The following is a 25,311-nucleotide window of genomic DNA, read 5'->3' on the forward strand; positions in this document are numbered from 1 at the left end:
GCAAGGCGTGGCGGGCTATTCCCTCACCCATAATAAAAGTTTGAGGATGCAACAATGCGAGCAGTATTTGGATTAGTGCTAATTGCCGGGGTTGGCCTAGCGGGCCTCGCCGTCTTTATGGCAAAAGGCTACATCGACGACTATCAAAGCCGTCTTGAGCAAGCCAAAGCAAACAGTGGTTCAGTCGACACCATCAAAATTTTCGTAACCAAGAAGGCCGTTATCTACGGTGACGAGCTCACCAAAGATGACGTGCGTTTGGTTATGTGGCCCGTCAACTCAGTGCCTGAGGGCGCTTACGTTGAGCCTGAAAAGCTCTTCCCACAGGGTTTTGACAAGCCGCGTGCCGTTTTGCGCTCAATCGAGCCAGGCGAAGCGATCTTGGAAACCAAGCTAACCAAAGCGGGTGAACCTGCCGGCTTGACAGCCCTGCTCAAACCCCAAGAGCGCGCCTTTACTATTAAGGTCGACGTTTCATCAGGTGTCTCCGGCTTCTTGCGCCCCGGCCACCGCGTTGATGTCTACTGGACAGTGCGCACCGACAACGGTGAAGTCACCAAGCTGCTTCAAACCAGCCTGCCACTCATCGCGATTGACCAGTCAGCCAACGAAGAGGTCAAATCTTCCGGCATCGCAAAAACTGTCACCGTAGCTGTGTCCGCACAGCAGGCTGCGAACCTTCAGCAAGCCCAGTCAACTGGCAAGCTCGCGCTGGCCCTCGTTGGCTCGGGTGACGAAGAAAGCAGCGAGTCAGTCGAAGTCGATCAGCGTTCACTCTTGGGCCTCGCGGCTGTCGAAGCCCCACAAGCTGAGGTTGAAGCAGAGATCTGCACGATCCGCACCCGACGCGGCGCGGAAGTGGTCGAAATCGAGATCCCCTGCACAAACTAAGGTAGTGTAGTTTGTATTCTTCACGACATAATGAGGCGCGGCGAAAGCTGCGCCTTGTTGCGATTTCAAGGGCTTCAGACCCGTCTGTTGCTCATCGCCCACATAAACAATGCAAGCGAAGTTACTGATTCTTGCAATAAAAAACAAAATGAAGCATGGTCACAATAATAATGGGGAAAACCCCGCATAATACCCACGTGATCGGAGAGGCAGGTCACCATGACATTGAGCAACACACTAAAAGCAATCGCTGCAGGCATCGCTTTAACACTTACATCAATCCCGAGCGTCACAATCGCCGAGTCGATCCGCGTTGTTAAGCGCGGCACGGCAAGCACGTTAAACGTGCCGATGAACCGTGCGGTTGTGGTTGAAAGCGATCAGCCCTTTGCAGAGCTGTCGATCGCAAACCCGGCAATCGCCGACATTTCGTCACTGTCCGACAGAACGATCTACGTTCTCGGCAAGGCCCCTGGCCTGACAACAATGACGATCCTTGACGCCAACGGGCGCTTGATCACCAACGTTGACGTTCGCGTCGCCGCGGATGTGAGCGAGTTCAAGGAACGGTTGCGGCAGATCTTGCCCGGCGAGAAAATCGAAGTGCGCACCGCGAATGACGGTATCGTGCTGTCGGGCACCATTTCATCTGCTTCGCGCCTTCAACGCGCGCTTGATCTGGCCGAGCGCTACGCGCCCGAGCGGGTTTCGAACCTGATGGTCGTAGGTGGTATCCAGCAGGTCATGCTAAAAGTGCGTTTCGCTGAGATGCAACGCACTGTGTCCAAGTCACTAAGCGCTTCACTGGCGCTTAACGGCAGCGCCCTCGGTGGCAACCTTGGCATCAACGGCGGCAGCAACACCATGAACAACTCAGGGGCCATCACAACTGGCCTTGGTGGTTCCGTGCCCGCATCATCCGAGCAAAACGGTGCGATGATGTTTGGCTTTAATGCAGGCTCGGTCGAAGTCGGCGTTCTGCTAGAAGCCCTTGAAACAAAAGGCATTGTTCGCACTCTTGCCGAACCGAACCTCACTGCCCTATCGGGCCAGGAGGCCAAGTTCCTTGCGGGCGGCGAATATCCGGTTCCTGTGGCGCAAGACGGCGGCTCAGTGACAGTTCAGTATAAGCCATTCGGTGTTGAGCTTAACTTCATCCCGCGTGTTGTCGACGGTGACTTGATCAACCTTGAAATCGGCGCAGCTGTTTCATCGCTTGATCCGGCGAACGGCACAACCTTCAACAACTTCACCATTGCCGCGTTCAAAAAGCGTGAAACATCAACCACAGTTGAAATGCGCGACGGTGAAAGCTTTGCGATTGCCGGTCTCTTGCAAGACGACTTCCGCGATACAGCCGGTCAGGTGCCTTGGTTGGGCGACGTTCCAGTCCTCGGCGCATTGTTCCGCAGCGCAGATTACGCTCGTCAACAATCAGAGCTCGTGATCATTATCACTGCTCACCTTGTAACGCCGACACGCGGCGAGGCCTACGTGCTTCCAACCGACCGTGTTCGCCCACCAAGTGAAAAAGACCTGTTCCTGAAGGGTCGCGTGGCCAATACTGGCCAGCAAGTGCAAACAGGTGTTGTCGGAGAAGTCGCCAAGCAAGACTTCAACGGCTCTTACGGCTACGTGATGGAGTAAAGCGATGTTGGGGCACATGAAAAAACGTATCACCAAAACAAGCGCAATCGCATTGGCGGCAGGCCTTGCCCTGTCGGGATGCGCCAACAGCCCGGCAATGGAACAGTTCCAGGGCGAATCCGGCCAACTACTGCGTGGCAACGACTTTGGCAATGCGACCATGAACAACACCATGATCATGTCGGGCCAAAAGTCTTATGCCATTGATCTGGCGAACAGATTTGCCGCAGACGTGATCACAACCGTGCATTTCGGGTTTAACAGCGCCACACTCGACGCTGGCGCACGTGACGCACTTCGTGAGCAAGCCAACTGGATCAAACAGTTCCCCGAGATCACCTTTAGGGTCTTTGGTCATGCTGATGCTCCGGGCTCAAACGCCTACAACAAACGTCTTGGCTTGCGCCGTGCAAAAGCTGTTGTCTCTTTCCTGACGACACAGGGCATCAGCCGCAGTCGTCTTCAGGCAGTCTCTTCACTTGGCGAAACCCAGCCGCTGGTTGCAGCTGCCGGTCGCGAACGTCGCAACCGCCGCGCTGTCACCGAAGTTTCTGGCTTTTCGCAGCGTCATCCGACAGTGCTTGACGGCAAGTATGCGCAGATCATCTATCGTGACTATGTTGAAAGCGCCCAAGCCAAAACAGGACTCACCGGCATATCCGGCGCCGAGTTCTCGACAGAGCAGTAAACCTGCGAAAATATGCAAGAAAAAGGCGCTACGGCGCCTTTTTTATTGGTTCCTGACAGGAACAAATACCGCAGAAAGGGAGCTTTTTAGCCCTATTTCTGCCCCAGTCTTCACCGACATTCTTCAAAACTAGTAGTGCGTTCAGGCTTTGAGCGCGTGGGTTTTAGATAGAGGCCGAGAAACGGTCCGCACTCTGAACACCCTTGATTTGAGGAATAGGCAATGACGACGGCAGACATTCAACAATCCGGCCTCCCCGCGCTGAAAGCGTGCACCGTAAGCCGAGACGTGCAGGAATTCGACTTGCTCATCGAAGACATGGAAGCCGCACTGGGCGAAGCCTGGGGCGACCTTGGTTTTGACGAAGTGCGAGCGTTCTTCGATCAACCGGAAGCCGACGAGCTTGAGTTCATAGCCCTGGCAATTGACGCCGAGGATGAAGACAAGCTTGCACTTCTGAGTAGCATCATCGAAACAGCCAAGGCTCGGGACATCAAAGTTATCCTGATCGCCGACGATGTCACACCTGCCTCGCTGCACCAGCTGCTGCGTGATGGCGCTGACGAATTTGTCCCCTACCCGCTCCCCGAGGGTGAGCTGCATGCTGCGATCGAGCGCCTGCACACCGCACCCGAGCCAGTTGCGACGCCGCAGATTGAACAACCCGCAGCCGCCCCTGCTCCTGCAGTCGCCAGCCCGGGCACAAAAGACGGTGTCTTGTTGGCTGTTCACGGTCTTGCTGGCGGCACAGGTGCAACCACGATGGCGGTTAACCTCGCTTGGGAACTGGCCACGATTGATAAGAAAAACCCGCCGAAAGTCTGTCTGATCGACCTTGACTTGCAGTTCGGGTCTGTTGCGACATACCTCGACCTGCCGCGCCTTGAGCCGATCTTCGAGCTTTGGTCAGACACCGAGGCGATGGACGCCGATATGTTTATGCACGCTATGGTTGGCTATGAAGATCAACTCAGCGTTTTCACCGCGCCAAGCGAACTGATCCCGCTGGATCTGATCACATCGGATGACGTGAACCGCGTGCTCACCATTGCGCGCACCCAGTTTGACTACGTGATCGTCGACATGCCCAAAACGCTTGTCCAGTGGACCGAGCCAGTTTTGCGTCAGGCGCATGTCTACTTCGCCCCTGTCGAGCTTGACATGCGATCAGCCCAAAACACCCTGCGCCTCAAGCGTGCGTTGTTGGCCGAAGATATGCCGCTCGAGAAGCTGCGCTACGTGCTGAACCGCGCGCCGAAGTTCACTGATCTCAATGGCAAGGCCCGCGTTAAGCGCTTGGCAGAGAGCCTTGATATCAAGATCGAAGTGCAGCTGCCCGACGGTGGTAAGCCTGTTACCCAAGGTGCGGATCACGGTTTGCCGCTTGCCAGTTCGGCAAGCAAAAACCCGCTCCGTAAAGAGATCGCCAAACTCGCGGCCGAACTGCATGCGCTCGGCCAGTCCGACGCTCAAGCGGCTTAAGGGAGAGACCTGATGTTTTCACGTTACAAAAAAGATGGGGCCACTCCTAAGGGCGCCAGCGCGAATGTCACCGAGCTTCCGACAGCAAACGCCAAAGCCCCAGAGGCCGCACCCGCCCCTGCGCCGAAAAAGGCCGTCAGCATGCGCAAAGTTATAGAGCCTTCTGCAGCCGTGCCCGTTGCCGCTGACCGCGAAACGAAACGCCGCGACCGTATTGGTGAACTCAAACTTGAGCTCCACCGCGAGCTGCTCGACAACCTCAACCTGGCCGCACTTGAAACCGCGTCAGAGAACGATTTGCGTGGTGAAATCAACGCCATCACCGATGAGGTTCTGGCGCAAAAGAACGTTGTTCTTAACCGCGAAGACCGCACGACGCTGTGCAAAGAGCTGTTTGATGAAGTGAAGGGCCTCGGCCCGCTCGAGACGCTTTTGCAAGACGAAACCGTCAACGATATTCTCGTTAACGGTCCGCGTCAGATATTTGTGGAACGCAACGGTAAGCTTCAGCTCACCGACATCACTTTCAAAGATGAAAAGCACCTGATGCGGATCATCGACAAAATCGTTTCTGCTGTTGGCCGTCGCGTCGACGAAAGTAACCCCTATGTCGATGCGCGCTTGCAAGACGGCTCGCGTTTCAACGCAATGGTGCCGCCGATCGCGGTTGACGGAAGCCTCGTTTCCATTCGTAAGTTCAAAAAAGACAAACTCGGCATCGACGATCTTGTCGAGTTCGGCGCCTTCTCTGAAGAGATGGCCGCCTACCTTCAGGCCGCTGTGTCGACGCGCCTCAACATCATCGTTTCTGGCGGTACCGGCTCGGGTAAAACCACAACGCTCAACGCCTTGTCGAGCTTCATTGATGACGCCGAGCGCATCCTGACGATCGAAGACACCGCCGAACTCCAGCTCCAGCAGACACACGTTGGCCGGATGGAAAGCCGCCCTCCTAACGTTGAGGGCAAAGGTGAAGTTTCCCCGCGCGACTGTCTGAAAAACGCACTGCGTATGCGCCCTGACCGCATCATCGTGGGTGAAACCCGCGGCGAGGAAGTTATCGACATGCTCCAGGCGATGAACACCGGTCACGACGGCTCGATGACAACAATTCACGCCAACAACCCGCGCGATGGTATTTCACGTCTTGAAAACATGATCGCTATGGCCGGCATCGAAATGCCGCTCAAAGCCGTGCGCTCACAGGTTTCTTCAGCCGTGAACTTGCTCGTGCAAGCCAGCCGTTTGCAAGACGGTTCACGCCGGATGACTTCGATCACCGAAATCACCGGTATGGAAGGTGACGTTATTTCGATGCAGGAGATCTTCCGTTTCCAGCGTGTCGGCCTGACACCTGACAACAAAATCATCGGTCACTTCACAGCCACAGGCGTTCGCTCGCACTTCTCCGAGCGCTTCCGTCTCTGGGGCTATGATCTGCCCGCATCCCTCTTTGAACCTGTCGCAGCGGAGTAAGCCCCATGGCAATCAGCGCAGAACCTCTCATTTATGGCCTGATCTTTATCGGCGTGCTGGTGCTCGTCGAGGGCCTTTACCTTGTTGCCTTCGGCAAGTCGATCTCGCTGAACAGCAGGGTCAACCGCCGCCTCGACATGATCGAGAAAGGCAACAAACGCGCCGATGTGATGGACAAACTCCGCAAGGAAATGAACCAGCACAAAGGCTCGATGGGCATTCCGCTCTACTCGCTTCTGGCCGAAAAAGCCCAGCGCGCGGCCCTCGCTTTCACCCCCGGTCAACTGATCGGGATCATGGGTATTGTTTCGGTTGTCGCCTTTCTCGGCCTCACGGTAGGAACCGATACCGACTTGCCAATTCGCATTGCTCTTGCACCGGCTATGGGCATTGGCGGTGTGTTCTTCTGGGTGAACTCGAAAGCCAAAAAGCGCATCTCGATGATCGAAGAGCAATTGCCTGACGCGGTTGAGCTGATGGTGCGAAGCCTGCGTGTTGGGCACCCCTTTGCCAGTGCTGTTCAGATCGTGTCAAAAGAGATCAAAGATCCGCTAGCCAGCGAGTTCGGCATCATCGCCGATGAAAGCGCCTATGGTCGTGACGTGGGCGAAGCGCTTAAGGATATGGCCGAGCGCATCGGCCTGCAAGATCTGCGCTTCCTCGCGGTTGCGGTGACGATCCAGCAAGTCTCAGGTGGTAACCTCGCCGAAATTCTTGATGGTTTGGCCAAGGTTATTCGCGCCCGCTTCCGCCTCTTCCGCCGTGTGAAAGCGATCACCGCGGAAGCACAATGGTCAGGCAAGTTCCTGTCGGCCTTCCCGGTGGTGGCGCTGATCGTGATCAACGTGCTCGACCCGCACTACTACGATGTTGTTATGGATCACCCATACTTCATCCCCGCCTGTATCTTCGTCGGGGTCATGCTTACCCTCAACCTCTTCGTTATGCGTGTCCTAACCGACATCAAAGTGTAACCGGTAACAAAGGATCAATCTCATGGACGGGATTAACGAAACGCTCACTGGCTTCCTTGGCCCCTTTGGCCCGCTGATTGCGGTTGGCCTTCTGGGCATCGTGCTGGTTGCTGTCGCCGTCTCGCTGATGGTCGCACAAAAACGTGACCCGCTTGAACGCCTCAAGCACGACACGCGCATGCCCAAGAACACCAGCGAAGTTAAGCAAAAGCTGCGCGCTTCCCAGCGCAATGAAAAGCTTGAGAAGTTCGCAAACTACCTTGAGCCACAGGACGACCAAGAACTTGCCGGCATGAAGCTCAAGCTTATGCAAGCGGGCTACCGCGGCAAAGACGCCGTGCGCTACTTCCACTTTGCCCAGTTCGCGCTTGGAATTGGTATGCTTTTGCTCGGGGTGATCTACTTCATCACTTTCGTGCAAGACGATCAGACCACCATGCAGCAAACCATTCTCTACATCATCGGCCCGGGTGCCGTTGGTTATATGTTCCCCAAATACTGGGTGACAAAACGCATGCAGACTCGCGCTGAAAACATCACAAACGGCTTTCCCGACAGCCTCGACATGCTGCTGGTTTGCGTTGAAGCAGGTCAGTCAATGGAACAAGCGATCCTGCGGGTTGCTGCCGAAGTGCGCCCCTCTTGCGCTGATCTCGCCGACGAATTTGACATCGTCGCCAACGAGATGAAGGCCGGTAAAGACAAGACAACCGTGCTCAACGACATGGGCGAACGGTGCGGCTCGCAAGATATTTCGAGTTTCGTGACCGTTCTCAACCAGTCACAAAGCTTCGGTACGCCGATCTCGGATGCTTTGCGTGTCTATTCTGCCGAAATGCGTGACAAACGTGTGATGCGCGCTGAAGAAGCCGCGAACAAGTTGCCAACCAAGATGACACTTGCCACAATGATGCTGACGGTGCCTCCGCTCCTGATCATTCTGGTCGGGCCTTCGGTTCACGGCATCACGCAGTTGGGCAATATGTAAGGCACTCTATGCAACTCCGCCGGTTTGGGCTGTATCTGGCAACCACTTTGACACTCGCTTTGGCCGCTTGCTCGACAGGCGGCCTTGGCACGTCAAAAGACAGCCCGTTTGCGCCGGGGGCAAAGAAGAACGGCAAGGCCGTCGACGGTTTGCTTGTCGGACACCGGCTTATGGAGGCGGGCGAGTATGAGCTGGCCCTATCACATTTCACTCGGGCGGCAGGCGAGCATGGCCTCACAGTCGACGTTCTCAGCGCACTCGGAACCGTCAACCTCGGCCTTGGCCGCCTAGGGCAAGCCGAAAACTACCTGCGCAAAGCCATAACCTCCGATGAAGCCGTGCCCGAAACATGGAACAATCTAGGAGTTTTGCTCATGGAGCGTGGCGAATATGCCGAAGCCGCACAGGTTTTTCGCCGCGCCTATGCACTTGATAATGGCCAAAGTGACCCAATTCGCGATAATCTTCGCTTAGCACTCGCAAAAAATGACTTTTCGAGTTATAATGACGAGGCAGAAGAACAAGAATACAAATTGGTACGGCGCGGAAGCAGCGACTTCCTAATAAGATCGATACCATAAAAGAGGCTGAGGCAGTTAAAAGGACGCAGGCACATGCGCCATATTAGAATTATTTCGCTATGCGCAGTTGGCATAGTTGCTCTTGCTGGTTGTGAAAAATCAGGCAACAGCGAAGTTTCCCGCGCTTTCAAAGACGTGAACGTGGTCGATGAAAGCAACATGAGTGACATTATGCTCACGGTTGCCGACCCGAACGAAGCGGTGAGCTACTTCAAACGCTCGTCCGCCGAGAACCCGGATCGTGCTGATTTGCAGCGTGGGCTCGCGCAGTCACTCGTGCGTGCCAAACGCGCCAGCGAGGCTCTGCCTGTCTATGTGAAGCTGCTCGCGCATGAAGATTCAACCAATGAAGACCGCGTCAACTACGCGGACGCCCTCATTCGCGCCGATCAATGGCCTGAAGCCGAGGCAGCCCTCAATAAAGTTCCGCCAACCCACGAAACATTCAAGCGCTACCGCCTGGAGGCGATGATCGCCGACAGCAATAAGCAGTGGAAAAAAGCCGACAGTTTTTATGAAACCGCCGTTGGCCTGACAACCAAGCCTTCGGGTGTGCTCAACAACTGGGGCTACTCCAAACTGGCCCGCGGTGACTATGCGGGTGCCGAACGCTTGTTTGGTGACGCGATCCGCCAAGATAAATCGCTCTTTACCGCCAAGAACAACATGGTTCTCGCCCGCGGTGCGCAGGGTAACTACAACCTGCCGGTCATTCCGATGAACCAGACAGAGCGTGCTGAACTGTTGCATACGATGGCCCTCGCCGCGATCAAACGTGGTGATGTCGAAACAGGCAAGGGACTGCTGCGCGAAGCCGTGAACACGCATCCGCAGCACTTTGAAGCCGCCGTGCGCAGCCTGCGTGCACTCGAAGCCAACGTCACCAACTGATCGGCACTTGCCATGATCGAGCAAACCGCCCTTGCGGCCCGTGTGTTCCTGCCCTTTGTGCTTCCTATCTGCTTTTGGGTTGCATGGTCTGACTTGCGCGTCATGAAGATCCCCAACAAGGCTGTTACCGCCTTGTTCGCGGTGTTTGTTGTGGTCGGGCTGTTTGTCATGCCCTTTCAGACATACCTCTGGCAGATCTCGCATGTGGTGATCGTGTTGCTTGTTGGCATCGTGCTCAACGCCGCTGGCGCTATGGGCGCGGGTGACGCCAAATTCGCCGCCGCCGCCGCACCTTTTGTGATGCTCGGCGATCTGCGCATCCTTATCGCCTTCTATATGGCAAACCTGCTCGCTGCTTTTGCCACACACCGCCTGGCCAAACACACGCCCCTACACAAGCTCGCACCTGACTGGAAAAGCTGGAACGTCGGCAGTGATTTTCCGATGGGCCTCAGCCTCGGCGCAACACTGGCGATCTACCTCGGCTTCTGTGCAATCTACGGCAGCTGAAGCGTGCCGCGCCAAACTTGCCGCGCTGGTTGGCTCGAAACGCCCAGAACATTGCTATGTTCTGCACCCCCCGCACTCACTCAGTTTCAGGTTTAGTGCGAGGCGTTTTGAGGTTGAAAAACTGCCATATTTTCATCCTGATAGACCGGCTCCAGCTTGATTTGGCGCGCGCTGATTTCACGCATTACCAGCTCTTTGAATTCAGGCTTAAGGCTGCATTCCGGCAGCACAAACAGCTCCGCATCTTCAATGCCCGGCAGCCCGCCATAATACCATGGCGCGCCGCCCTTGAGCGGCTCAAAGTCGGCAAACAGCCAGAAGGTGTTGAACAGCCCCGCCGCGTAAACGCGCTTTCCGGCATGCCCTTCTGCCTCAAGCGTTCGGGCCATCGCACGCATATAGCCCACAGCCCCGCCGTGTAGTTTACAGCTCCCGTCATCCTCGCCAAGCGGCCATACTCCGGAGGGGTTTTCAAACCGCGCCGTGACGCCGCGCAGGCTGTTGTCACTTGGCAAAACTGGCTCAAACGCCGCCCTCGGCTGTGTGATATGCCGCACCGGGCTAAAGCCGACATTTACCGCCACAGGCGCAATCAGTGCGAGCGCAACCGCGCCCCAGATCTGCAAACTGCGCAGCTCACGCGCTAGAACCAACAAGACAATGCCCCACAAGACAAGCCAGATCGGATCATTGCCGTAGTTCTGATAACTCACGTAAATCGCCCCCGGAAGCATCAGCGCCAGCACCAGCCCCGCGGGGTTGTCCTTGGCTTTGGAGCGCAGCCACAACACCGAGCCTACCGCCAAAAGCGTGCCCGCCGCGTAGGCTGGCGAGAGCATCACCTGTGCCCAGCCCTTACCCGGTTGCGGCCGCACGTCCGAAGCCGCAACTGCCAGTAAATCGCCAACATAAGCCTGCCAAAAGCCAAGCCCGCAAAACAGCGTCTGCACAGCCAAAACTGCCAGACCAACCAGCACAGCAGCGCCCAAAAGCCTGGCCTCTTTTCTGACCAATAGTCCAAGAACAACAGCCGGTGCAAAGGCCACAAAGTAAGTCGCCTTGATCAATGTCAGCGCGGCCATAGCTGCGCCAATGATCAGCGCCTCGGCCCAGAAAACCCGCCGCTCGGCAGGTAAAACAACCAAGGCCAGCGGCAGGAACACCACGGCCCAAGCCCAACGGTTATAGTGCATCGACAGCGACAGCTTCGCGTCCGTTCCGCCGTAAACAAGCCCCGCAGCAAGCAGCATGACAGCAGCCCCGAAAGCAACCCCAAGCCAGGTTGCGCGCATACGGCTCACTGCCACATACCATGCCGGCAGAAAAAGCAAAGCCGCCAGCCCGATCTGCCCCCATTTCAGCGCATCTCCAAGGCCAAGGCCCGCAGAGGTCAACAGCGCAAATGGCGCGACGCTCCACAGCCCGAGCGGTGTCATAAAATCCTGATGAATACGCTCGCCATCCGCTAACCTCAGCACGATATCAACCAAATGCAGCATATCTGTCTCGTGTTTGGCAAAATCAAACCCGCCTCGCACCGCCGCCAAGCCTGCCAAAACGGCCAAAACCCCTAACAACAAGGCGAAAACACGCCCTCTTTGTGCTGACTGCATCACAACCTCTTCATATTTTCTGCACTTTATGGGTGCATACTGTCCTTTGCACGGTTTTTGTTTGGGAACCTCGCTCAGAGCGGGTAAACTAATTGCAAAAATCAAGCCTGCACAAAGCAGGCCAACATACTTGAGCAGTCGAGGCACAAAATGAACATGCAGCCCACAGCCGTAATGGCTCCGCCCCCGCCCAAAACGCTGGAAGAAATGCGCCTTCCGATCGTGATGATGCGCGACATCGTTTTGAAAACTTTGTTTCGCAAGAACATTACCGAGGTCGGTGAGCTTGCCGCCGCTGTTTGCCTGCCCCGCCCCGTCACCCAAGAGCTGATCGACATGGCCCGCGAGCAAAAACTGCTTGAAGCAACAGGCACGCTCAACGCAAACTCCGGCGGCGAAATGGGTTATCAACTTACCGAGGCTGGCAAGTCCCGCACCCTCGACGCGCTGTCGCAATCCGAGTATTTCGGCGCCATGCCGGTGCCGCTTGAGGTTTACCGCGAGCAGGTCAAACGCCAGTCAATCCGCAACATTCAGGTCACCCGCGAGCAGCTTGTCAAAGCGATGGGGCACCTCGTTTTGCCTGACGAATTGCTCGGGCACCTCGGGCCAGCCGTCTCCGCAGGCCGTTCGGTGCTCATGTATGGCCCTCCCGGCAACGGCAAATCTTCGATCTCCAACGGCATCCGCGACGCGATGGGCGACAAAGTCTATGTTCCGCGCGCGATCGAATACGCTGGTCAGGTGATCACCGTCTATGACCCGATCGTGCACACCGCCGTTGAGGAAGACGTTGAAGACGCAACCGCTCTTCGCCGCCGCAAAACCTTTGATACACGCTACGTCAAATGTGACCGCCCGACTGTTATCACCGGCGGCGAGTTGACGCTCGACATGCTTGATCTTGTCTACAACCCGACAGCGCGCACCTATCAGGCACCGCTTCAGCTCAAGTCCACCGGCGGCATCTTCATCGTCGACGATTTGGGCCGCCAGCAAGAGCCTCCACAAGCGCTGATCAACCGTTGGATCGTTCCGCTCGAAGAGAGCAAAGACATCCTCGCGCTGCAATCAGGCGAGAAGTTTGAAGTGCCGTTTGACACGTTGGTTATCTTCTCTACCAACTTCCACCCCAACGAGATCTTCGATACAGCTGCCCTGCGCCGTATCTTCTTCAAGATCAAAATTGACGGGCCAAATCAGGAAAACTTCCTCAAAATCTTCGCGCTTGTTGCCCGTGCCAAAGGCATGCAACTCGACGAGGCCGCGCTGGTGCATTTGCTCAAGGTCAAATACCCGACCATCGACAATGTCTACGCCAACTATCAACCTGTTTTCCTGATCGACCAGATGCGCGCGGTCTGCGACTTTGAGGGCATCCCCTACCAAATGACGCCCGAGTTGATCGATCGCGCATGGGACAACATGTTCGTTAAGGAAGAGAAGATCATCCACTAACAGCAAACGCTTTAAGCTGTCGGGTGTGCCTTCCGGCGCACCCGCACTTTTTCCTGTTAAGCCGTCAGCCCTTCGGGCTCTTCAAGCCCGTTGGCACGGCAACATGCGGTCACGGTATTGGCCAGCAAGCAAGCAATCGTCATCGGCCCGACACCGCCTGGCACAGGCGTAATCGCCGCCGCGACTTCCGACACTTCTGCAAAGTCGACGTCACCCAGAAGCTTGCTTTTGCCCGGCTTGTCAGGGTGTGGCGCGCGCGTAATACCGACATCAATCACAGTGGCGCCCGGCTTCACCCAGTCGGCCTTAACCATTTCAGCACGGCCCACGGCAGCCACAAGGATATCAGCTCGGCGACACACCTCAGCCAGATCTTTGGTGCGCGAATGGGCGATGGTTACGGTGCAACTTTCACGCAGTAGCAACTGGCCCATTGGCTTGCCAAAAAGGTTCGAACGTCCGATCACAACCGCCTCAAGCCCCGACATGGAGCCAAGCCGATCCCGCAGCAGCATCAGGCAGCCTAGAGGCGTGCACGACACCAACCCGACTTCGCCACTGGCCAGAAGGCCTGCGTTTACAACGCTGAGGCCATCCACATCCTTTGCCGGGTCGATCCGCGCAACAACCGCGCGCTCACTCAGATGATCAGGCACAGGGAACTGGCAAAGGATACCATGCACGGAGGGGTCAGCGTTCAGCTCGTCAATCAGCGCAAAGAGATCAGCTTCAGAGACATCCGCAGGCAACTTGTGCTCGAAAGAAGCCATGCCGACCTCGACAGTCTGCTTGTGCTTCGCGGCAACGTAAACTTCGCTCGCAGGGTCTTCACCCACGAGGACAACAGCCAAACCCGGTGTGATCCCGTGATCAGCCTTCAGCCGCGTCACATGCTCTGCAACCTTGCCACGCACCGTGGCCGCAAAAGCCTTCCCGTCAATCAAAGTCGCGCTCATCAAACCCTCATTTTTCTTGTTACAAATATCCCCGCCGGAGGCTGGAGCCTCTTCAGAGGCGACCGTGGCAAAAGGGGTTCAATGCCCCTTTTGCCACGGCCCTTTGGCTTAAAACAACCCTTCGATCTCACCCGCCTCATTGAGGCAAATCGTTTCCGCTGCTGGCACGCGTGGCAAGCCAGGCATGGTCATAATCTCACCGCAGACGACCACAACAAAACCAGCCCCCGCTGAAAGCCGCACTTCACGCACGGGAACAGAATGCCCTGTTGGCGCACCGCGCAAGGAAGGGTCGGTTGAGAAGCTATACTGCGTTTTCGCCATGCACACAGGCAAATGCCCGTAACCTTGCTCTTCCCACAGCTTCAACTGATCCCGTGTTTTCTTGTCTGCAATCACTTCGTCGGCGCGGTAAATGCCCTTGGCAACCCGCTCAATCTTCTCGAACAGGCTCAGCTCGTCCTGATACAGCGGCGCAAACTGGCTCACGCCTGAGTCTGCAATCTCGGCCACACGCTTTGCAAGCGCCTCTGAACCCTTGCTGCCAAACTCCCAGTGCTGAGACACAATCGCCTCACTGCCCTGCGTAGCAACATAGTCCTTCACCGCCTGCACTTCGGCCTCGGTGTCTGTGACAAAATGGTTGATCGCCACAACAACAGGCACGCCAAACGACTTGAGGTTGCCAATATGGCGTCCGAGGTTTGCACAGCCTTCGTTCACCGCCTCGACATTCTCGCCGCCGAGGTCGGCCTTGGCCACGCCGCCGTTCATCTTCATCGCCCGCACCGTGGCAACCAGCACCACACAATCAGGCGCAAGGCCCGCTTTGCGGCACTTGATGTTCATGAATTTCTCGGCGCCCAAGTCAGCACCAAAGCCCGCTTCAGTAACAACATAATCCGCCAGTTTAAGCGCCGTCGTGGTGGCAATAACCGAGTTGCAGCCATGTGCAATGTTGGCAAAAGGCCCGCCGTGAACGAAGGCCGGGTTGTTCTCAAGCGTCTGCACAAGGTTCGGCTGCATCGCGTCCTTAAGCAGCACAGTCATCGCGCCTTGTGCCTTGATATCACGGCAAAAAACAGGGCTTCTGTCGCGACGGTAAGCAACAATCATGTCGCCCAAACGCTGCTCGAGGTCTTTCAGATCTTTCGCCAAACACAAGATCGCCATAACCTCTGAGGCAACTGTAATGTCAAACCCGTCCTCGCGTGCAAACCCGTTGGACACACCACCAAGGCTAGACGTGATCTGGCGCAGCGAGCGGTCATTCATGTCAACAACCCGCCGCCAAGTGATGCGCCGCGTGTCGATCTCTTGGCCGTTGCCCCAGTAAACGTGGTTGTCGAGCATCGCGCTCAACAGCGAGTGCGCCGAGGTGATCGCATGAAAGTCACCGGTGAAATGCAGGTTCATGTCTTCCATCGGCACGACCTGCGCATAGCCACCACCAGCAGCCCCGCCCTTCATACCAAAGTTCGGGCCAAGGCTCGCCTCGCGAATACAGACCATCGCCTTCTTGCCAATGGCATTAAGCCCGTCACCAAGCCCGACAGTCGTGGTCGTCTTGCCTTCGCCCGCTGGCGTCGGATTGATCGCCGTCACCAAAATGAGCTTGCCGTTTTTCTGCTTCTGAACAGAGTTGATAAACGCTTGGCTTACCTTCGCTTTGTCATGGCCATACGGCAGCAGATGCTCAGTCGTGATGCCGATCTTGTCACCGATCTCCTGAATTGGTTTCTTCTTGGCCTCGCGGGCAATTTCGATGTCTGACTTATAGCTCATGTGGCGGAGTCCCTCTGCTGATCCGGCTAACGTTCCCTAAGGTCTACTTGCTTACTTGCGCGACAAAGGGCGTGAATCCGACATTTCCGCTCCAACAAACGGCGAGGCCCACTTAGCAGTTTCATTTCGGAAACTTCTATCAGACACCACGCGCCTCATTCCAATGCTCCCAAACCCTCTGGTCTGGCACGTGCAAAACAAGCTCGTCGCCAAGCGCAATCGCCCCCGGCCGCTCAACCCAAGCCGTTACACCGCGCCGCCCTTTGGCAGCTGGCTTATAAGCTTTGCCAAAGCCCTCATGCTCTCGTTCGATCTCTTTTGCCGGAAACAGGCAAGGCCGGTTTTGCATATCAATAACCAACGTCGCCCCTGACTGTGCCTGCAACCGCGACGATGGCGGCACATGGCTAAAGTCACCAATGCCCTCAATCACCAGCGACGCGCCAAGCCACGCCGGCTCAAGCCCCGCAAGGCCCATTGCTTGTGCGCTCAAAGCGATCTCCTCTGCCGATAAGACAGACAACTGCCGCACATTGGCAATCTCGGTGCCGCGCTCGTGTTGCTCTAGCACTCTCACATCCGAGGCCCGCGTGCGTCCGCCGTGGGCCTCGCCGACAAGCCCGTCAAACGTAAGCTCAGCCGCCTCGACAGCCTCCGAGCGCATGCCTTCGCCCCGATCAGACACCCGTCCGATCCAATTGATAACCGCCTTAAATTCCGTCGCCATCAATGCTGGCATCGTCCACCTCTATCTCCCGGGTCTACTTCTCTGTAAACTTCAACTCGATCCGCCGGTTCTGCGCACGCGCCGAGGCCGAGTTGCCGGTCGCTATCGGCTGATACTGCCCAAACCCGTTTGCACTCAGCCGCTCCGGCGGAATGCCTAGAAAATTCACCATGTATTTCACGACTGACAGCGCCCGCGCTTGGCTGAGCTCCCAGTTGTCAGCAAATTCACCGGTGCCGGAGAGCGGCACATTGTCGGTGTGCCCGTCCACACGAATAACCCATTCGATCTCATCAGGAATGTCACTCGAAACGTTGCGCAGAATTGTTGCAATTTTTGCGAGCTCGCCCTGCCCGAGGCGTGACAAGTCTGCTTGCCCCTGCGCAAACAGCACTTCCGAAGAGAACACAAACCTGTCACCAACGATCGTCACGCCCTCTTGAGCGCCCATAACATCACGCAGCCGTCCGAAAAACTCCGAGCGATAGCGCTCCAGATCCTGCTTTTCAGCCTCGATGCGCTTGCGCTCGGCTTCCTCAAGCTCACGCCGCCGCCGTTCTTCCGCTGCCGCGCGCGCCAAGGCCGCATTCAAATCCTGACCGAGGTTTGACAGCTGGATGTTTGACGCGGCATCACGTTCCTTGAAGTCGTCGATGATCGCCTGAAGTCCGCCTAGTTGCTCGCGTAAGGCCGCGACTTGCTGGTTCAAAAGTGCTTGCTCGCGCAGCGCTTCCGCCGATGCCGCTTCCTCCTCGGCCAGCGCAGCATTTGCCGTTGCCAACAAAGCCGCACGAGCCTCGCTGTCGGTCAGCGTCTCCGCCAAAGCCGCGTTTAGCTTTTCTTCCGCTGCCTGAGCAGCCGCCAAGAGCGTCAGCGTTTCTTCGGCTTTCTTGCGCTCGGCTTCAAGGCTCAGCGTCATCGCCGTTAGCTCGGTGTCAGCCGCTTCAAGCTGTTTGCGCAACGCTTCTGCCGCCGCAATCTCGACGAGGCGCGCCGCCTCTTCTTCGCTCAGTTGGGTTTGCAGCTTGGCAAGCTCGTCCTCTTTGGCTGTAGCCTCAGCTTCTGCTGCTGCAATCACCGCCTCCAAAGCCGCGCGCTGCGTCGCCAAGTCAGCAGCTTCAAGCCTCAGCGCGTCAGCTTCGCTCTGCGCAGTGTTGCGTTCCGCCACAAGGCTCGCAACACGGGCCTCAAAGCTCGTGATAACCTCCGCTTGCTCGTCACTCTTTGCCGTCAAGCTTGCTATCAACGCGGCCTGTTGCCCAAGCCGTGCCTCCGCATCCTCCAGCGTTGTTCCAAGTTCGGTAACACGTGCCTCAAGCCCTGTGGTTTTGCGTTGCTCCAGCCCCAAAGCCTGCGCCAGTTTGGCGATCTCCTGGTTGAGCTGGTTCATCTCGCTTTCCTGGCCCGTGATCGTCTCGCGCAGCACAAACTGCACGACCATAAAGATGGTCAACACGAACATCAAAACCAGCAGCAGGCCTGTCATCGCATCGACGAAACCCGGCCAGATATTGGCTTGAAACCGAGCGCCCGTGCGCCGCGAAAGAGCCATAGCCTAGCTCCCCTCCGGTGGTTTCTTACCCGTCGTGCGCATCCGTCGCGGGCCTGCCGCGGGTTTGTCGTTCAGGGCTTGGCCCAAAGCCGCTATGTCCTGGCGCAGCTCTGCCATCATCTCTTGCCGACCAGCGCTGATCTCTTCCAGCACACGCAGCATTTGCACATCAATCGAGCGCAAGCGCATACGGCTTTCCGCATCAATTCCGGCATCTGCCATGGTGCCACCCGTGCGGCGCAACTCCGCAATCAAAGCCTCCTGCCCCTCAGCCACCCGCGCCAATGCACTTGTCACCGGCGTCTGCGCATTCATGTTCTGGCTCATCCGGTCGATCGCATCGGCCAGCGTGCCGAGCTTTTCGTCAACCAGCGCGCGGCTCACATCCGACTGCGTGAACATCATCTGCATGTCTTCCATCTGCCGGCCCATGTGCTCAAGCACGCCGTCAAGCACCGCCGCCTGCCCGCTTTCTTCGCCGTCACCCGAAGCAAAACCAAGCCGGGTGATCGAGCTCAGCCACTCTTCCAGCTCTCGGTAAAAACGGTTCTGCCCGTGTCCGGCGAAGAGCTCAAGCAAGCCCACAACAAGCGAACCGGCAAGCCCCAGAAGCGACGAAGCAAAAGCAACACCCATGCCCGAAAGCTGGCTCTCAAGTCCGCCCATCAAACGCCCGAACAGCTCGGCCCCGCTCTCACCCTCCTGTGGCGCGAGGCTGCGAATGGTGTCAACAAGAGCCGGAACAGTCGTCGCCAAACCGTAGAATGTCCCCAAAAGACCGAGGAAAATCAATAAGCTAACGATATACCGCGTGATCTCGCGTTCTTCATCAATACGCTGCGCCACCGAGTCCAGTATCGAGCGCGCCGAGCTGGATGAAATTTGCCTGCCCCGCCCACGGCTGGCCATAAGCGTTGCCAATGGTGCCAGCAACGAAGGCACAACAACACCTTCACGGTCGTCATTCTGCCCTGCAAACGCCTCGATCCACCGCACCGAACGCACCATTTGATAGACTTGCCAAAATGTCGCCAACACCCCGATCAGAAAGACAAAAAGGATGAAGCCGTTGAGGTAGGGGTTGGCCTCGAAAACAGGTAAAACCCGCGGCAATGCCAGCAGCGTCACACCAACAGTCAGCCCCAGCACGACCAACATCAACAAGACGGGTCTCACAGGGTGAGAAAAATGCGGCTCGGCCTCGCGGTCCGGATGGTCCATGTGGACGTGCTCCTGACACAGTTATCATTGTCGAAAACCATAGGCAGATAATGTCGCCAAGCCAAGATGTTATCCTAAAAGCAAAGCAGCGCCCCCAAAAAAGAGCGCTGCCGTTTGATTTACGTTAATCAGAGAGAGGATCGCTCCTTAGCGGCGGCCGCCTCTTTCAGAGTTCTCATCATACACACCATTGCCAAAGTTTTTCAGGACATGACCGTTAGTGTCCGTAACGACGGCCCCGCCGCTCATGTTCGTCTTGGCTGTGTCCTTCGTGCTCACATCAACTTTGTGATCAAGCTTGGCGCGAAATGCCTCTTCAAAGGCGCGGTCTTCAGGAGTTGTCACCGCAAAGGCTGATGTTGCTGTAACGGTTACGGCGGCGAGTGTGACTGCTGTGATAAAACGTTTCATAAGATGGTTCCTTCTAGAGTTGGTTCAGGGTTATGTCGGAAGCTGCCTTCCGCTCTACAACCAAATTGGTCACGCCCAACCGGTTATTCAAAACACCTCAACTCACCTCGCCGTGAGCCCCCGCGAGGCCCCTGTGATCTTTCGCCCTAGGATTTGAAAACACGCATTAAACCTTTAATTTCAATGCACTAGACAGCGTCAAAAACACGCCTCATGAAACATTACTCACAGATCACGCCGCCGTAATCTCGCGGTGATGGGTTTTGTGATCAATCGGCTTGGCAAAAACCTACAGCCAAGGCTCGCGCCGCCCGCTCAAAGGCCGCGCCCGTGATCACTGTTACAGAAATTCACCTGCTCAAAGCAGAAATTTCACCCGACGAACCAGCTCGTCAAGCTCGTGATCGGTAATTCCAAGCTTGCTTAGGTGCTCGGCTGTGTTGATCAGATACTCGTGGTTCGGGCCGCGTCCGCCCTGCGCACGGGCGATGATCTGCGCCTGTTCTTCAAGATCAAGCCCGCCGCAATATTGCTCGTGCTCGGCATCAATCACATAGGCCAGCGCCTCGACACTGCCGCCGCCCGCAAAAACGATCTCGACATGTTTCTCAAGGTAGGCCGCAGACACCAGCTCGCGCTCGCGCAAATAAGCCAGCACCTCGTCCTCTTGCCCTTCACGCACAGCAAAGCCGACACCGTGGCAGCTTGCCTTCTCGCTTTCGTCAAGCGCCAGCACGAGGCCGGGGTTGGCAACCGTTCCGCGGTGATGAATAGAGCGCATACAAAAACTGCGTTGATAGCCGCGCAAACTGGCAACCCGCATTTCAGCCACATCAAAGCCGGGGTTCCAAAGCAAAGAACCGTAGCCAAACACCCACATCGTCATAACACTTGTTCCCCCTGCGCTTGCCCCCCATAAACACCAAGCAAACACCCGAGAAAAGAGCGCATCACATGAAAAAGTTGCTTGTTGTCATTCTAACCCTCTCCGCGCTTTGGTTCGGCTATTGGTTTGTCGGCTCAAGCGCGGTCAAAACCGGCTTTGAAGCCTGGTTCGAAGACCGCCGCGCCGAGGGCTGGCAAGCCGAGTATAGCGGTCTGTCCTTGCGCGGTTTTCCCAACCGCTTTGACACAACCCTAACCGAGCCGGCACTGGCCGACCCGCACACAGGCTTCGCATGGCAAGCACCGTTCCTTCAGATATTCGCACTGTCTTACAAGCCCAACCACATCATCGCCGCTTTCGCCGACAGCCAAACCATCAGCACGCCGCACCAGCGCTATAGTATAGAGAGCACAGGCATGCGCACCTCGATGGTCATGCAACCCAACACCGACCTCGCTTTTGATCGCGCCAATCTGGTCTCTGAAGCGTTCAGCGTTATGCCCGATGGCGGCAAAGCTAGTCATGTTGACGGCCTGCAAGCCGCGCTCAAGCTGGTTGAAGGCGCCGATTATCGCCTCGCGCTTAACATCGACGGTCTCAAACCCGCTCTGCCCGCCGAGATCACAGGCAACCTCCCCGCTGCGCTCTCTGCCCTGCGCGCCGATGCGACGCTGGGCTTTTCAAAGCCGTGGGATATTTCCGCACTGGAAGACGGCCGCCCACAGCCCCGCACAATCAAGCTGCACCTCGCCGAGGCAAAATGGGGTGAGCTTGAGCTTGAAGCTGCTGGCACACTGGAAGTTGACCGCGCCGGAACGCCGACTGGCACAATCACCATCAAGGCCCGTAACTGGCGCGAGATCATCGCCCTTGCGAGCGCAATGGAGGTTGCGCCCCAAGCTTTGCTCAACCAAATCGAACAAGGGCTCTCCCTGCTGGCGCAGCTTAACGGCAACGCAAGCACTCTCGACATTCCGCTTGGCTTCTCTGGCGGGCTGATCAAGCTCGGCCCCTTGCCCCTCGGGCCTGCCCCGCGCGTGTTTATCCAATGAGCGACGCCTACGAGACAGCCCTCCTCAAGGCTTGGGGCCCACAGGCCGACAGCGCCCACGACATCGCGCATATCCGCCGCGTCTGGAGCAACTGCCAAGCCCTTAGCACCGAACAAACCGACCAAGACGTGCTCTATGCCTCCTGCATTTTTCATGATCTGGTCAACCTGCCAAAAGACTCGCCCAACCGCAGCGACGCGTCGCGCTTGTCAGCCGAGGCGGCAGCGCCTCTGCTTCTTGCCCTCGGTTTTGAGCAATCCAAACTTGTCGCCGTGCAGCACGCCATCATCGCCCACAGCTATTCAGCCAACATCGCACCGGAAACCGAGGAAGCCCTAATTCTGCAAGACGCCGACCGCCTCGACGCTTTAGGCGCAATCGGCATCGCCCGTATGTTTGCAATTTCAGGCGCCCTTGGTCGCGCACTCTACGATCCCGATGATCCGCTTGCTCAAAGCCGCGAGCTTGACGACACCCGCTTTGCCATCGACCACTTTGAAACCAAACTCTTCAAACTGCCCGAGATGATGAACACTGAAAAAGGCCGCGCCCTCGCGAGGGCCCGCCGCGAAGAAATGCGCGCCTTCCGCGCCTCTCTGCTTGAGAGTGCCGTTAACTAATTTCGGCTGTTTTGCCGCGTCCGGAATTGTCTGCACGCATTATGCATATGTTTATGCACTGTGGTATGCACGGGTTGTGCAGGCCGTTTCGCCGCCAAAATCACATTAACTATTTGCAATAGGGCCCGCCGCGGTAGCGCGCCGTGTCAAAGTGGAAATGATCGCGGTGAAACCGGTCTGACCCCGGCCCCAGGACCGTGCCAAACGGCCCACACGCGGCCTTGCGGGCTCCGGCCAAGGCCTTGCCGCCTCGTCCCTTGCCCCAGTCCTTCAACACATTGACTTCATTGCCATTTTCAAGATAGATGCCGGAAATATCAATCGCATGTCCCTTACCATGCTCGCTGATCTTCGCGCCCTTTTGGTTGTTGCGAGTCCGGCAGGCATAATGCGCCGCCACGCGGATTTTGCTCACCCCTCCACCGAGATTGCCAAACGCCGGTTTCAACCCGCCATCAACCCATGTTTTCAATGCCTTAGCGGTCACACAATCCATCACTGAGTGCTGGCTCAAGGCCACACCCGAGACTGATTTCAGCCGCACCGCATCCTCGACGCCACAGCCCTTGATCTTCCCCGGAACCCGCCCGATCGCATCGCCCTGCAACGCCGGATCACCACAGACCATCCCCTTACGCGCCTCACGCTCGCGCTTGCGTTTTTTACCCAATCCAAACAGCGCCAACTGCTCGTCCTTCAGCTTCGGCCTAGGGCTCGTGACAGGAGCCAATTCCGGCACCTCCGGTCGCGCAACAGGGCGGATACTTCCATTCGCTGCAAACATCGGAAGGGCCATCAAAACTGCCGTTAACGTAATGAAAAATCTCATTTTTTCTCTCTCCCGAAGTTTGGTGCATCCGTATCCTGCCCCGCTTCGATAATCCCGCGTCTGATCGCTCTTGTATGGGTAAAATAGTCGAATAAATGCTCGCCATCCCCGGTTCTGATAGCCCTTTGAAGCGCGAACAATTCCTCGGTAAAGCGCCCCAGAATTTCCAATGTGGCTTCCTTGTTGTTGAGGAACACATCGCGCCACATCGTCGGATCAGAGGCTGCAATGCGGGTAAAATCGCGAAAGCCTGCAGCCGAGTATTTGATCACTTCGCTGTCGGTGACACGGCTTAAATCATCAGCCACGCCAACCATCGTGTAGGCGATCAAATGCGGCGCATGCGAGGTTACAGCCAACACCAAATCATGGTGATCGGCATCCATTTCCTCAACGTTTGCGCCCATACCTTCCCAGAGCTCGCGAAGCTTGGAAATTGCTTTCTTTTCAGAGCCTTCCACAGGCACAAGCACGGTAAAGCGGTTGTCAAAAAGCTCGGCAAATCCGGCTTCCGGGCCCGAGTGTTCGGTGCCAGCCAAAGGGTGTGCCGGGATGAACTCGACCCCCTCAGGCAGGTGCGGGCCAACTGCGTCGATCACTGCATTTTTCACCGAGCCGACATCGCTCACAGTCGCGCCTGCCTTCAAGAACGGCGCGATCTCTTTCGCCACATCGCCCATCACCCCGACAGGCACACAAAGAACCACCAAGTCAGCGTCCTTCACGGCTTCTTTGAGGCTATCGCAAACCACGTCACAAAGCCCTATTTTGCGGGCTGTTTCGCGCGTCTCAGATGATCGCGCGAAGCCGCGCACTTCGCTTGCCAACCCCCCGCGTTTCATCGCCCAAAACATCGACGACGCGATCAGCCCCAAGCCGATTAGAGCCACTTTATCATATACTTGCGTCATTGCGTGGCCTCTCGCCATTTTGTCAGCGTATCTATCACGCGCCCGGTTTGCTCGGCATCCCCAACCGTAATGCGCAGCCCCTCCGGAAAGCCATAGCCAGTTGGCCGTCGCACGATTATTCCGTCACTCAATAGCGCCTCCTCGGCAGCATCCGCCTCAAGCTTATCAGCACAGCGCACCAGCACAAAATTGGCAGCACTATCGTCAACCGCTAGCCCCAGTTGACGCATCGCTCCGGTGAGGCGCACCCGTTGTTCGGCGTTGAGTTCGGCGCAGGTTTGCACCCAGTCAGGATCACGCACCGCTGCCTCGGCCGCTGCGAGCTGCACGCCCGACAGGTTGAACGGCTGGCGAATGCGGGTCATCACGTCGATCATTTCCTTGGGGCCATACCCCCAGCCGATGCGCAGCCCGCCCAGGCCATATATCTTGGAAAACGTCCGCGTCATCAGCACGTTAGGCCGTGTCGCTGCCAGTGATTTGCCGCCGTCATAGCCTTCAGCAAACTCGACATAAGCGCCGTCCAGCACCAAAATCACGTTCGCTGGTAAGCCATCAGTCAGCCGCACCAGCTCATCATCAGGCAGCAAAGTGCCCGTGGGATTGGCCGGATTGGCAATGAACACGAGGCGGGTTTTGTCGGTGACCGCAGCGATGATCGCATCAACATCAACAACCCGCTCGCGCTCAGGCACAACCACCGGCGTTGCCCCCGCCATATGCGCCAAAACCGGATACATCGAGAAGCCGTGCTCGGTGTAAAGGATTTCGTAACCTTCACCACAGTAAGCTTGAGACACAAATTGCAAAACCTCGTCAGAGCCCACGCCGCAAATTATGCGATCGGCTTCAAGCCCGTAAACGTCGGCAATCGCCTCGCGCAGGCTTGCATGGTCGGTCGCTGGGTAGCGGTGCGTTTCGCTGGCCGCTTTGACGATGGCTTCAAGCGCAGCAGGCGGTGGCCCGAGCGGGTTTTCGTTTGACGACAGCTTGAGCACATCGTCGCGCCCCGCAATGCTTGAGGCGCCGCTTTCATAAAGCGCAATTTCCATGATGCCGGTTTGTGGTGTCAGGCTCATCACTCTCTCCTGTGTCGCTTTGTTTTAGACAGTCGGGAAAGCTGCGGCCAGAAAAGAAAAAGGGCCGCAGCGGGTTCCCGCCA

General features: G+C 56.9%; 24 protein-coding genes. 13 read left to right on the forward strand and 11 right to left on the reverse strand.

The window, feature by feature from the left end:
- Positions 1-54 precede the first annotated feature (54 nt).
- From cpaB to KO498_RS14280, 10 genes are all read left to right on the forward strand, one after another.
- Complete coding sequence (gene cpaB / locus KO498_RS14235) at positions 55-891, forward strand: Flp pilus assembly protein CpaB (protein ID WP_215960597.1); 837 nt, start codon at positions 55-57, stop codon at positions 889-891.
- A 219-nt stretch (positions 892-1,110) separates the two neighbouring features.
- The gene (locus tag KO498_RS14240) at positions 1,111-2,538 is read left to right on the forward strand and encodes a type II and III secretion system protein family protein (RefSeq protein ID WP_215960598.1); all 1,428 of its coding nucleotides are present in this window, start codon (positions 1,111-1,113) and stop codon (positions 2,536-2,538) included.
- A gap of 16 nt (positions 2,539-2,554) precedes the next feature.
- Positions 2,555-3,226 carry an OmpA family protein gene (locus KO498_RS14245; protein ID WP_215960599.1) on the forward strand — a complete coding sequence of 224 codons (672 nt, stop codon included), beginning with the start codon at positions 2,555-2,557 and terminating at the stop codon, positions 3,224-3,226.
- A 222-nt stretch (positions 3,227-3,448) separates the two neighbouring features.
- Positions 3,449-4,708, forward strand: a complete 1,260-nt coding sequence (locus KO498_RS14250; protein ID WP_215960600.1) for an AAA family ATPase — start codon at positions 3,449-3,451, stop codon at positions 4,706-4,708.
- 12 nt (positions 4,709-4,720) lie between these two features.
- Positions 4,721-6,184: a CpaF family protein gene (locus KO498_RS14255; protein WP_215960601.1), complete on the forward strand. Its 1,464-nt coding sequence runs from the start codon at positions 4,721-4,723 to the stop codon at positions 6,182-6,184.
- A gap of 5 nt (positions 6,185-6,189) precedes the next feature.
- A complete protein-coding gene (locus KO498_RS14260; protein WP_215960602.1) occupies positions 6,190-7,158 on the forward strand; it encodes a type II secretion system F family protein in 969 nt (322 codons plus the stop codon).
- A 22-nt stretch (positions 7,159-7,180) separates the two neighbouring features.
- Positions 7,181-8,146 (forward strand): type II secretion system F family protein, encoded by a 966-nt coding sequence (locus KO498_RS14265; protein ID WP_215960603.1) that lies wholly within the window; start codon positions 7,181-7,183, stop codon positions 8,144-8,146.
- Between the two features lie 8 nt (positions 8,147-8,154).
- A complete protein-coding gene (locus KO498_RS14270; RefSeq protein WP_215960604.1) occupies positions 8,155-8,727 on the forward strand; it encodes a tetratricopeptide repeat protein in 573 nt (190 codons plus the stop codon).
- Between the two features lie 33 nt (positions 8,728-8,760).
- Positions 8,761-9,618 carry a tetratricopeptide repeat protein gene (locus tag KO498_RS14275; protein WP_215960605.1) on the forward strand — a complete coding sequence of 286 codons (858 nt, stop codon included), beginning with the start codon at positions 8,761-8,763 and terminating at the stop codon, positions 9,616-9,618.
- Between the two features lie 12 nt (positions 9,619-9,630).
- Positions 9,631-10,128, forward strand: a complete 498-nt coding sequence (locus tag KO498_RS14280) for a prepilin peptidase (RefSeq protein ID WP_215960606.1) — start codon at positions 9,631-9,633, stop codon at positions 10,126-10,128.
- 92 nt (positions 10,129-10,220) lie between these two features.
- Here the strand turns inward: KO498_RS14280 and KO498_RS14285 are convergent, their stop codons facing one another.
- Positions 10,221-11,741 carry a hypothetical protein gene (locus tag KO498_RS14285; RefSeq protein WP_215960607.1) on the reverse strand — a complete coding sequence of 507 codons (1,521 nt, stop codon included), beginning with the start codon at positions 11,739-11,741 and terminating at the stop codon, positions 10,221-10,223.
- Between the two features lie 150 nt (positions 11,742-11,891).
- Here KO498_RS14285 and KO498_RS14290 point away from each other — a divergent pair, with 150 nt between their 5' ends.
- Positions 11,892-13,199, forward strand: coding sequence for an ATPase (locus tag KO498_RS14290; RefSeq protein ID WP_215960608.1), 1,308 nt, complete (start codon positions 11,892-11,894; stop codon positions 13,197-13,199).
- A gap of 56 nt (positions 13,200-13,255) precedes the next feature.
- Here the strand turns inward: KO498_RS14290 and folD are convergent, their stop codons facing one another.
- The 7 genes from folD to KO498_RS14325 all read right to left on the reverse strand — a co-directional run bounded on the left by folD (position 13,256) and on the right by KO498_RS14325 (position 20,737).
- Complete coding sequence (gene folD, locus KO498_RS14295; protein WP_215960609.1) at positions 13,256-14,155, reverse strand: bifunctional methylenetetrahydrofolate dehydrogenase/methenyltetrahydrofolate cyclohydrolase FolD; 900 nt, start codon at positions 14,153-14,155, stop codon at positions 13,256-13,258.
- A gap of 108 nt (positions 14,156-14,263) precedes the next feature.
- Positions 14,264-15,940: a formate--tetrahydrofolate ligase gene (locus KO498_RS14300; protein WP_215960610.1), complete on the reverse strand. Its 1,677-nt coding sequence runs from the start codon at positions 15,938-15,940 to the stop codon at positions 14,264-14,266.
- A gap of 139 nt (positions 15,941-16,079) precedes the next feature.
- Positions 16,080-16,679 (reverse strand): MOSC domain-containing protein, encoded by a 600-nt coding sequence (locus KO498_RS14305; protein ID WP_215960611.1) that lies wholly within the window; start codon positions 16,677-16,679, stop codon positions 16,080-16,082.
- Positions 16,680-16,701: 22 nt separating this feature from the next.
- Positions 16,702-18,219, reverse strand: a complete 1,518-nt coding sequence (locus tag KO498_RS14310) for a peptidoglycan -binding protein (RefSeq protein ID WP_215960612.1) — start codon at positions 18,217-18,219, stop codon at positions 16,702-16,704.
- 3 nt (positions 18,220-18,222) lie between these two features.
- Entirely contained in the window at positions 18,223-19,440 is a 1,218-nt protein-coding gene (locus KO498_RS14315; RefSeq protein ID WP_215960613.1) for a biopolymer transporter ExbB, read from the reverse strand.
- 147 nt (positions 19,441-19,587) lie between these two features.
- Entirely contained in the window at positions 19,588-19,851 is a 264-nt protein-coding gene (locus tag KO498_RS14320) for a hypothetical protein (protein WP_215960614.1), read from the reverse strand.
- Positions 19,852-20,209: 358 nt separating this feature from the next.
- Positions 20,210-20,737, reverse strand: a complete 528-nt coding sequence (locus tag KO498_RS14325; RefSeq protein ID WP_215960615.1) for a gamma-glutamylcyclotransferase — start codon at positions 20,735-20,737, stop codon at positions 20,210-20,212.
- A 68-nt stretch (positions 20,738-20,805) separates the two neighbouring features.
- Between KO498_RS14325 and KO498_RS14330 the strand changes: the two genes are divergently transcribed.
- Together KO498_RS14330 and KO498_RS14335 are read left to right on the forward strand one after the other, a co-directional pair.
- Positions 20,806-21,789, forward strand: coding sequence for a DUF2125 domain-containing protein (locus KO498_RS14330; RefSeq protein WP_215960616.1), 984 nt, complete (start codon positions 20,806-20,808; stop codon positions 21,787-21,789).
- A complete protein-coding gene (locus KO498_RS14335; RefSeq protein WP_215960617.1) occupies positions 21,786-22,409 on the forward strand; it encodes an HD domain-containing protein in 624 nt (207 codons plus the stop codon). The genes KO498_RS14330 and KO498_RS14335 overlap by 4 nt, the downstream gene beginning before the upstream one ends.
- Before the next feature lie 109 nt (positions 22,410-22,518).
- Here KO498_RS14335 and KO498_RS14340 read toward each other — a convergent pair whose 3' ends face one another.
- Genes KO498_RS14340 through hisC form a run of 3 tightly spaced genes read right to left on the reverse strand, consistent with a single transcriptional unit; the run spans position 22,519 to position 25,228 of the window.
- The gene (locus KO498_RS14340; protein ID WP_215960618.1) at positions 22,519-23,238 is read right to left on the reverse strand and encodes an extensin-like domain-containing protein; all 720 of its coding nucleotides are present in this window, start codon (positions 23,236-23,238) and stop codon (positions 22,519-22,521) included.
- Positions 23,235-24,149, reverse strand: coding sequence for a prephenate/arogenate dehydrogenase family protein (locus KO498_RS14345; protein ID WP_215960619.1), 915 nt, complete (start codon positions 24,147-24,149; stop codon positions 23,235-23,237). Before KO498_RS14345 ends, KO498_RS14340 begins: the two co-directional genes overlap by 4 nt.
- Entirely contained in the window at positions 24,146-25,228 is a 1,083-nt protein-coding gene (gene hisC / locus KO498_RS14350; RefSeq protein WP_215960620.1) for a histidinol-phosphate transaminase, read from the reverse strand. Before hisC ends, KO498_RS14345 begins: the two co-directional genes overlap by 4 nt.
- Between the last annotated feature and the right edge of the window lie 83 nt (positions 25,229-25,311).

This window comes from Lentibacter algarum, from assembly GCF_018860975.1.
Taxonomy (GTDB): Bacteria; Pseudomonadota; Alphaproteobacteria; order Rhodobacterales; family Rhodobacteraceae; genus Lentibacter; species Lentibacter algarum_A.

Coding starts and splice junctions, on each gene's coding strand:
- cpaB (WP_215960597.1), top strand. CDS start 55: ATGCGAGCAGTATTTGGATTAGTGCTAATTGCCGGGGTTGGCCTAGCG.
- KO498_RS14240 (WP_215960598.1), top strand. CDS start 1,111: ATGACATTGAGCAACACACTAAAAGCAATCGCTGCAGGCATCGCTTTA.
- KO498_RS14245 (WP_215960599.1), top strand. CDS start 2,555: ATGAAAAAACGTATCACCAAAACAAGCGCAATCGCATTGGCGGCAGGC.
- KO498_RS14250 (WP_215960600.1), top strand. CDS start 3,449: ATGACGACGGCAGACATTCAACAATCCGGCCTCCCCGCGCTGAAAGCG.
- KO498_RS14255 (WP_215960601.1), top strand. CDS start 4,721: ATGTTTTCACGTTACAAAAAAGATGGGGCCACTCCTAAGGGCGCCAGC.
- KO498_RS14260 (WP_215960602.1), top strand. CDS start 6,190: ATGGCAATCAGCGCAGAACCTCTCATTTATGGCCTGATCTTTATCGGC.
- KO498_RS14265 (WP_215960603.1), top strand. CDS start 7,181: ATGGACGGGATTAACGAAACGCTCACTGGCTTCCTTGGCCCCTTTGGC.
- KO498_RS14270 (WP_215960604.1), top strand. CDS start 8,155: ATGCAACTCCGCCGGTTTGGGCTGTATCTGGCAACCACTTTGACACTC.
- KO498_RS14275 (WP_215960605.1), top strand. CDS start 8,761: ATGCGCCATATTAGAATTATTTCGCTATGCGCAGTTGGCATAGTTGCT.
- KO498_RS14280 (WP_215960606.1), top strand. CDS start 9,631: ATGATCGAGCAAACCGCCCTTGCGGCCCGTGTGTTCCTGCCCTTTGTG.
- KO498_RS14285 (WP_215960607.1), bottom strand. CDS start 11,741: ATGCAGTCAGCACAAAGAGGGCGTGTTTTCGCCTTGTTGTTAGGGGTT.
- KO498_RS14290 (WP_215960608.1), top strand. CDS start 11,892: ATGAACATGCAGCCCACAGCCGTAATGGCTCCGCCCCCGCCCAAAACG.
- folD (WP_215960609.1), bottom strand. CDS start 14,155: ATGAGCGCGACTTTGATTGACGGGAAGGCTTTTGCGGCCACGGTGCGT.
- KO498_RS14300 (WP_215960610.1), bottom strand. CDS start 15,940: ATGAGCTATAAGTCAGACATCGAAATTGCCCGCGAGGCCAAGAAGAAA.
- KO498_RS14305 (WP_215960611.1), bottom strand. CDS start 16,679: ATGCCAGCATTGATGGCGACGGAATTTAAGGCGGTTATCAATTGGATC.
- KO498_RS14310 (WP_215960612.1), bottom strand. CDS start 18,219: ATGGCTCTTTCGCGGCGCACGGGCGCTCGGTTTCAAGCCAATATCTGG.
- KO498_RS14315 (WP_215960613.1), bottom strand. CDS start 19,440: ATGGACCATCCGGACCGCGAGGCCGAGCCGCATTTTTCTCACCCTGTG.
- KO498_RS14320 (WP_215960614.1), bottom strand. CDS start 19,851: ATGAAACGTTTTATCACAGCAGTCACACTCGCCGCCGTAACCGTTACA.
- KO498_RS14325 (WP_215960615.1), bottom strand. CDS start 20,737: ATGACGATGTGGGTGTTTGGCTACGGTTCTTTGCTTTGGAACCCCGGC.
- KO498_RS14330 (WP_215960616.1), top strand. CDS start 20,806: ATGAAAAAGTTGCTTGTTGTCATTCTAACCCTCTCCGCGCTTTGGTTC.
- KO498_RS14335 (WP_215960617.1), top strand. CDS start 21,786: ATGAGCGACGCCTACGAGACAGCCCTCCTCAAGGCTTGGGGCCCACAG.
- KO498_RS14340 (WP_215960618.1), bottom strand. CDS start 23,238: ATGAGATTTTTCATTACGTTAACGGCAGTTTTGATGGCCCTTCCGATG.
- KO498_RS14345 (WP_215960619.1), bottom strand. CDS start 24,149: ATGACGCAAGTATATGATAAAGTGGCTCTAATCGGCTTGGGGCTGATC.
- hisC (WP_215960620.1), bottom strand. CDS start 25,228: ATGAGCCTGACACCACAAACCGGCATCATGGAAATTGCGCTTTATGAA.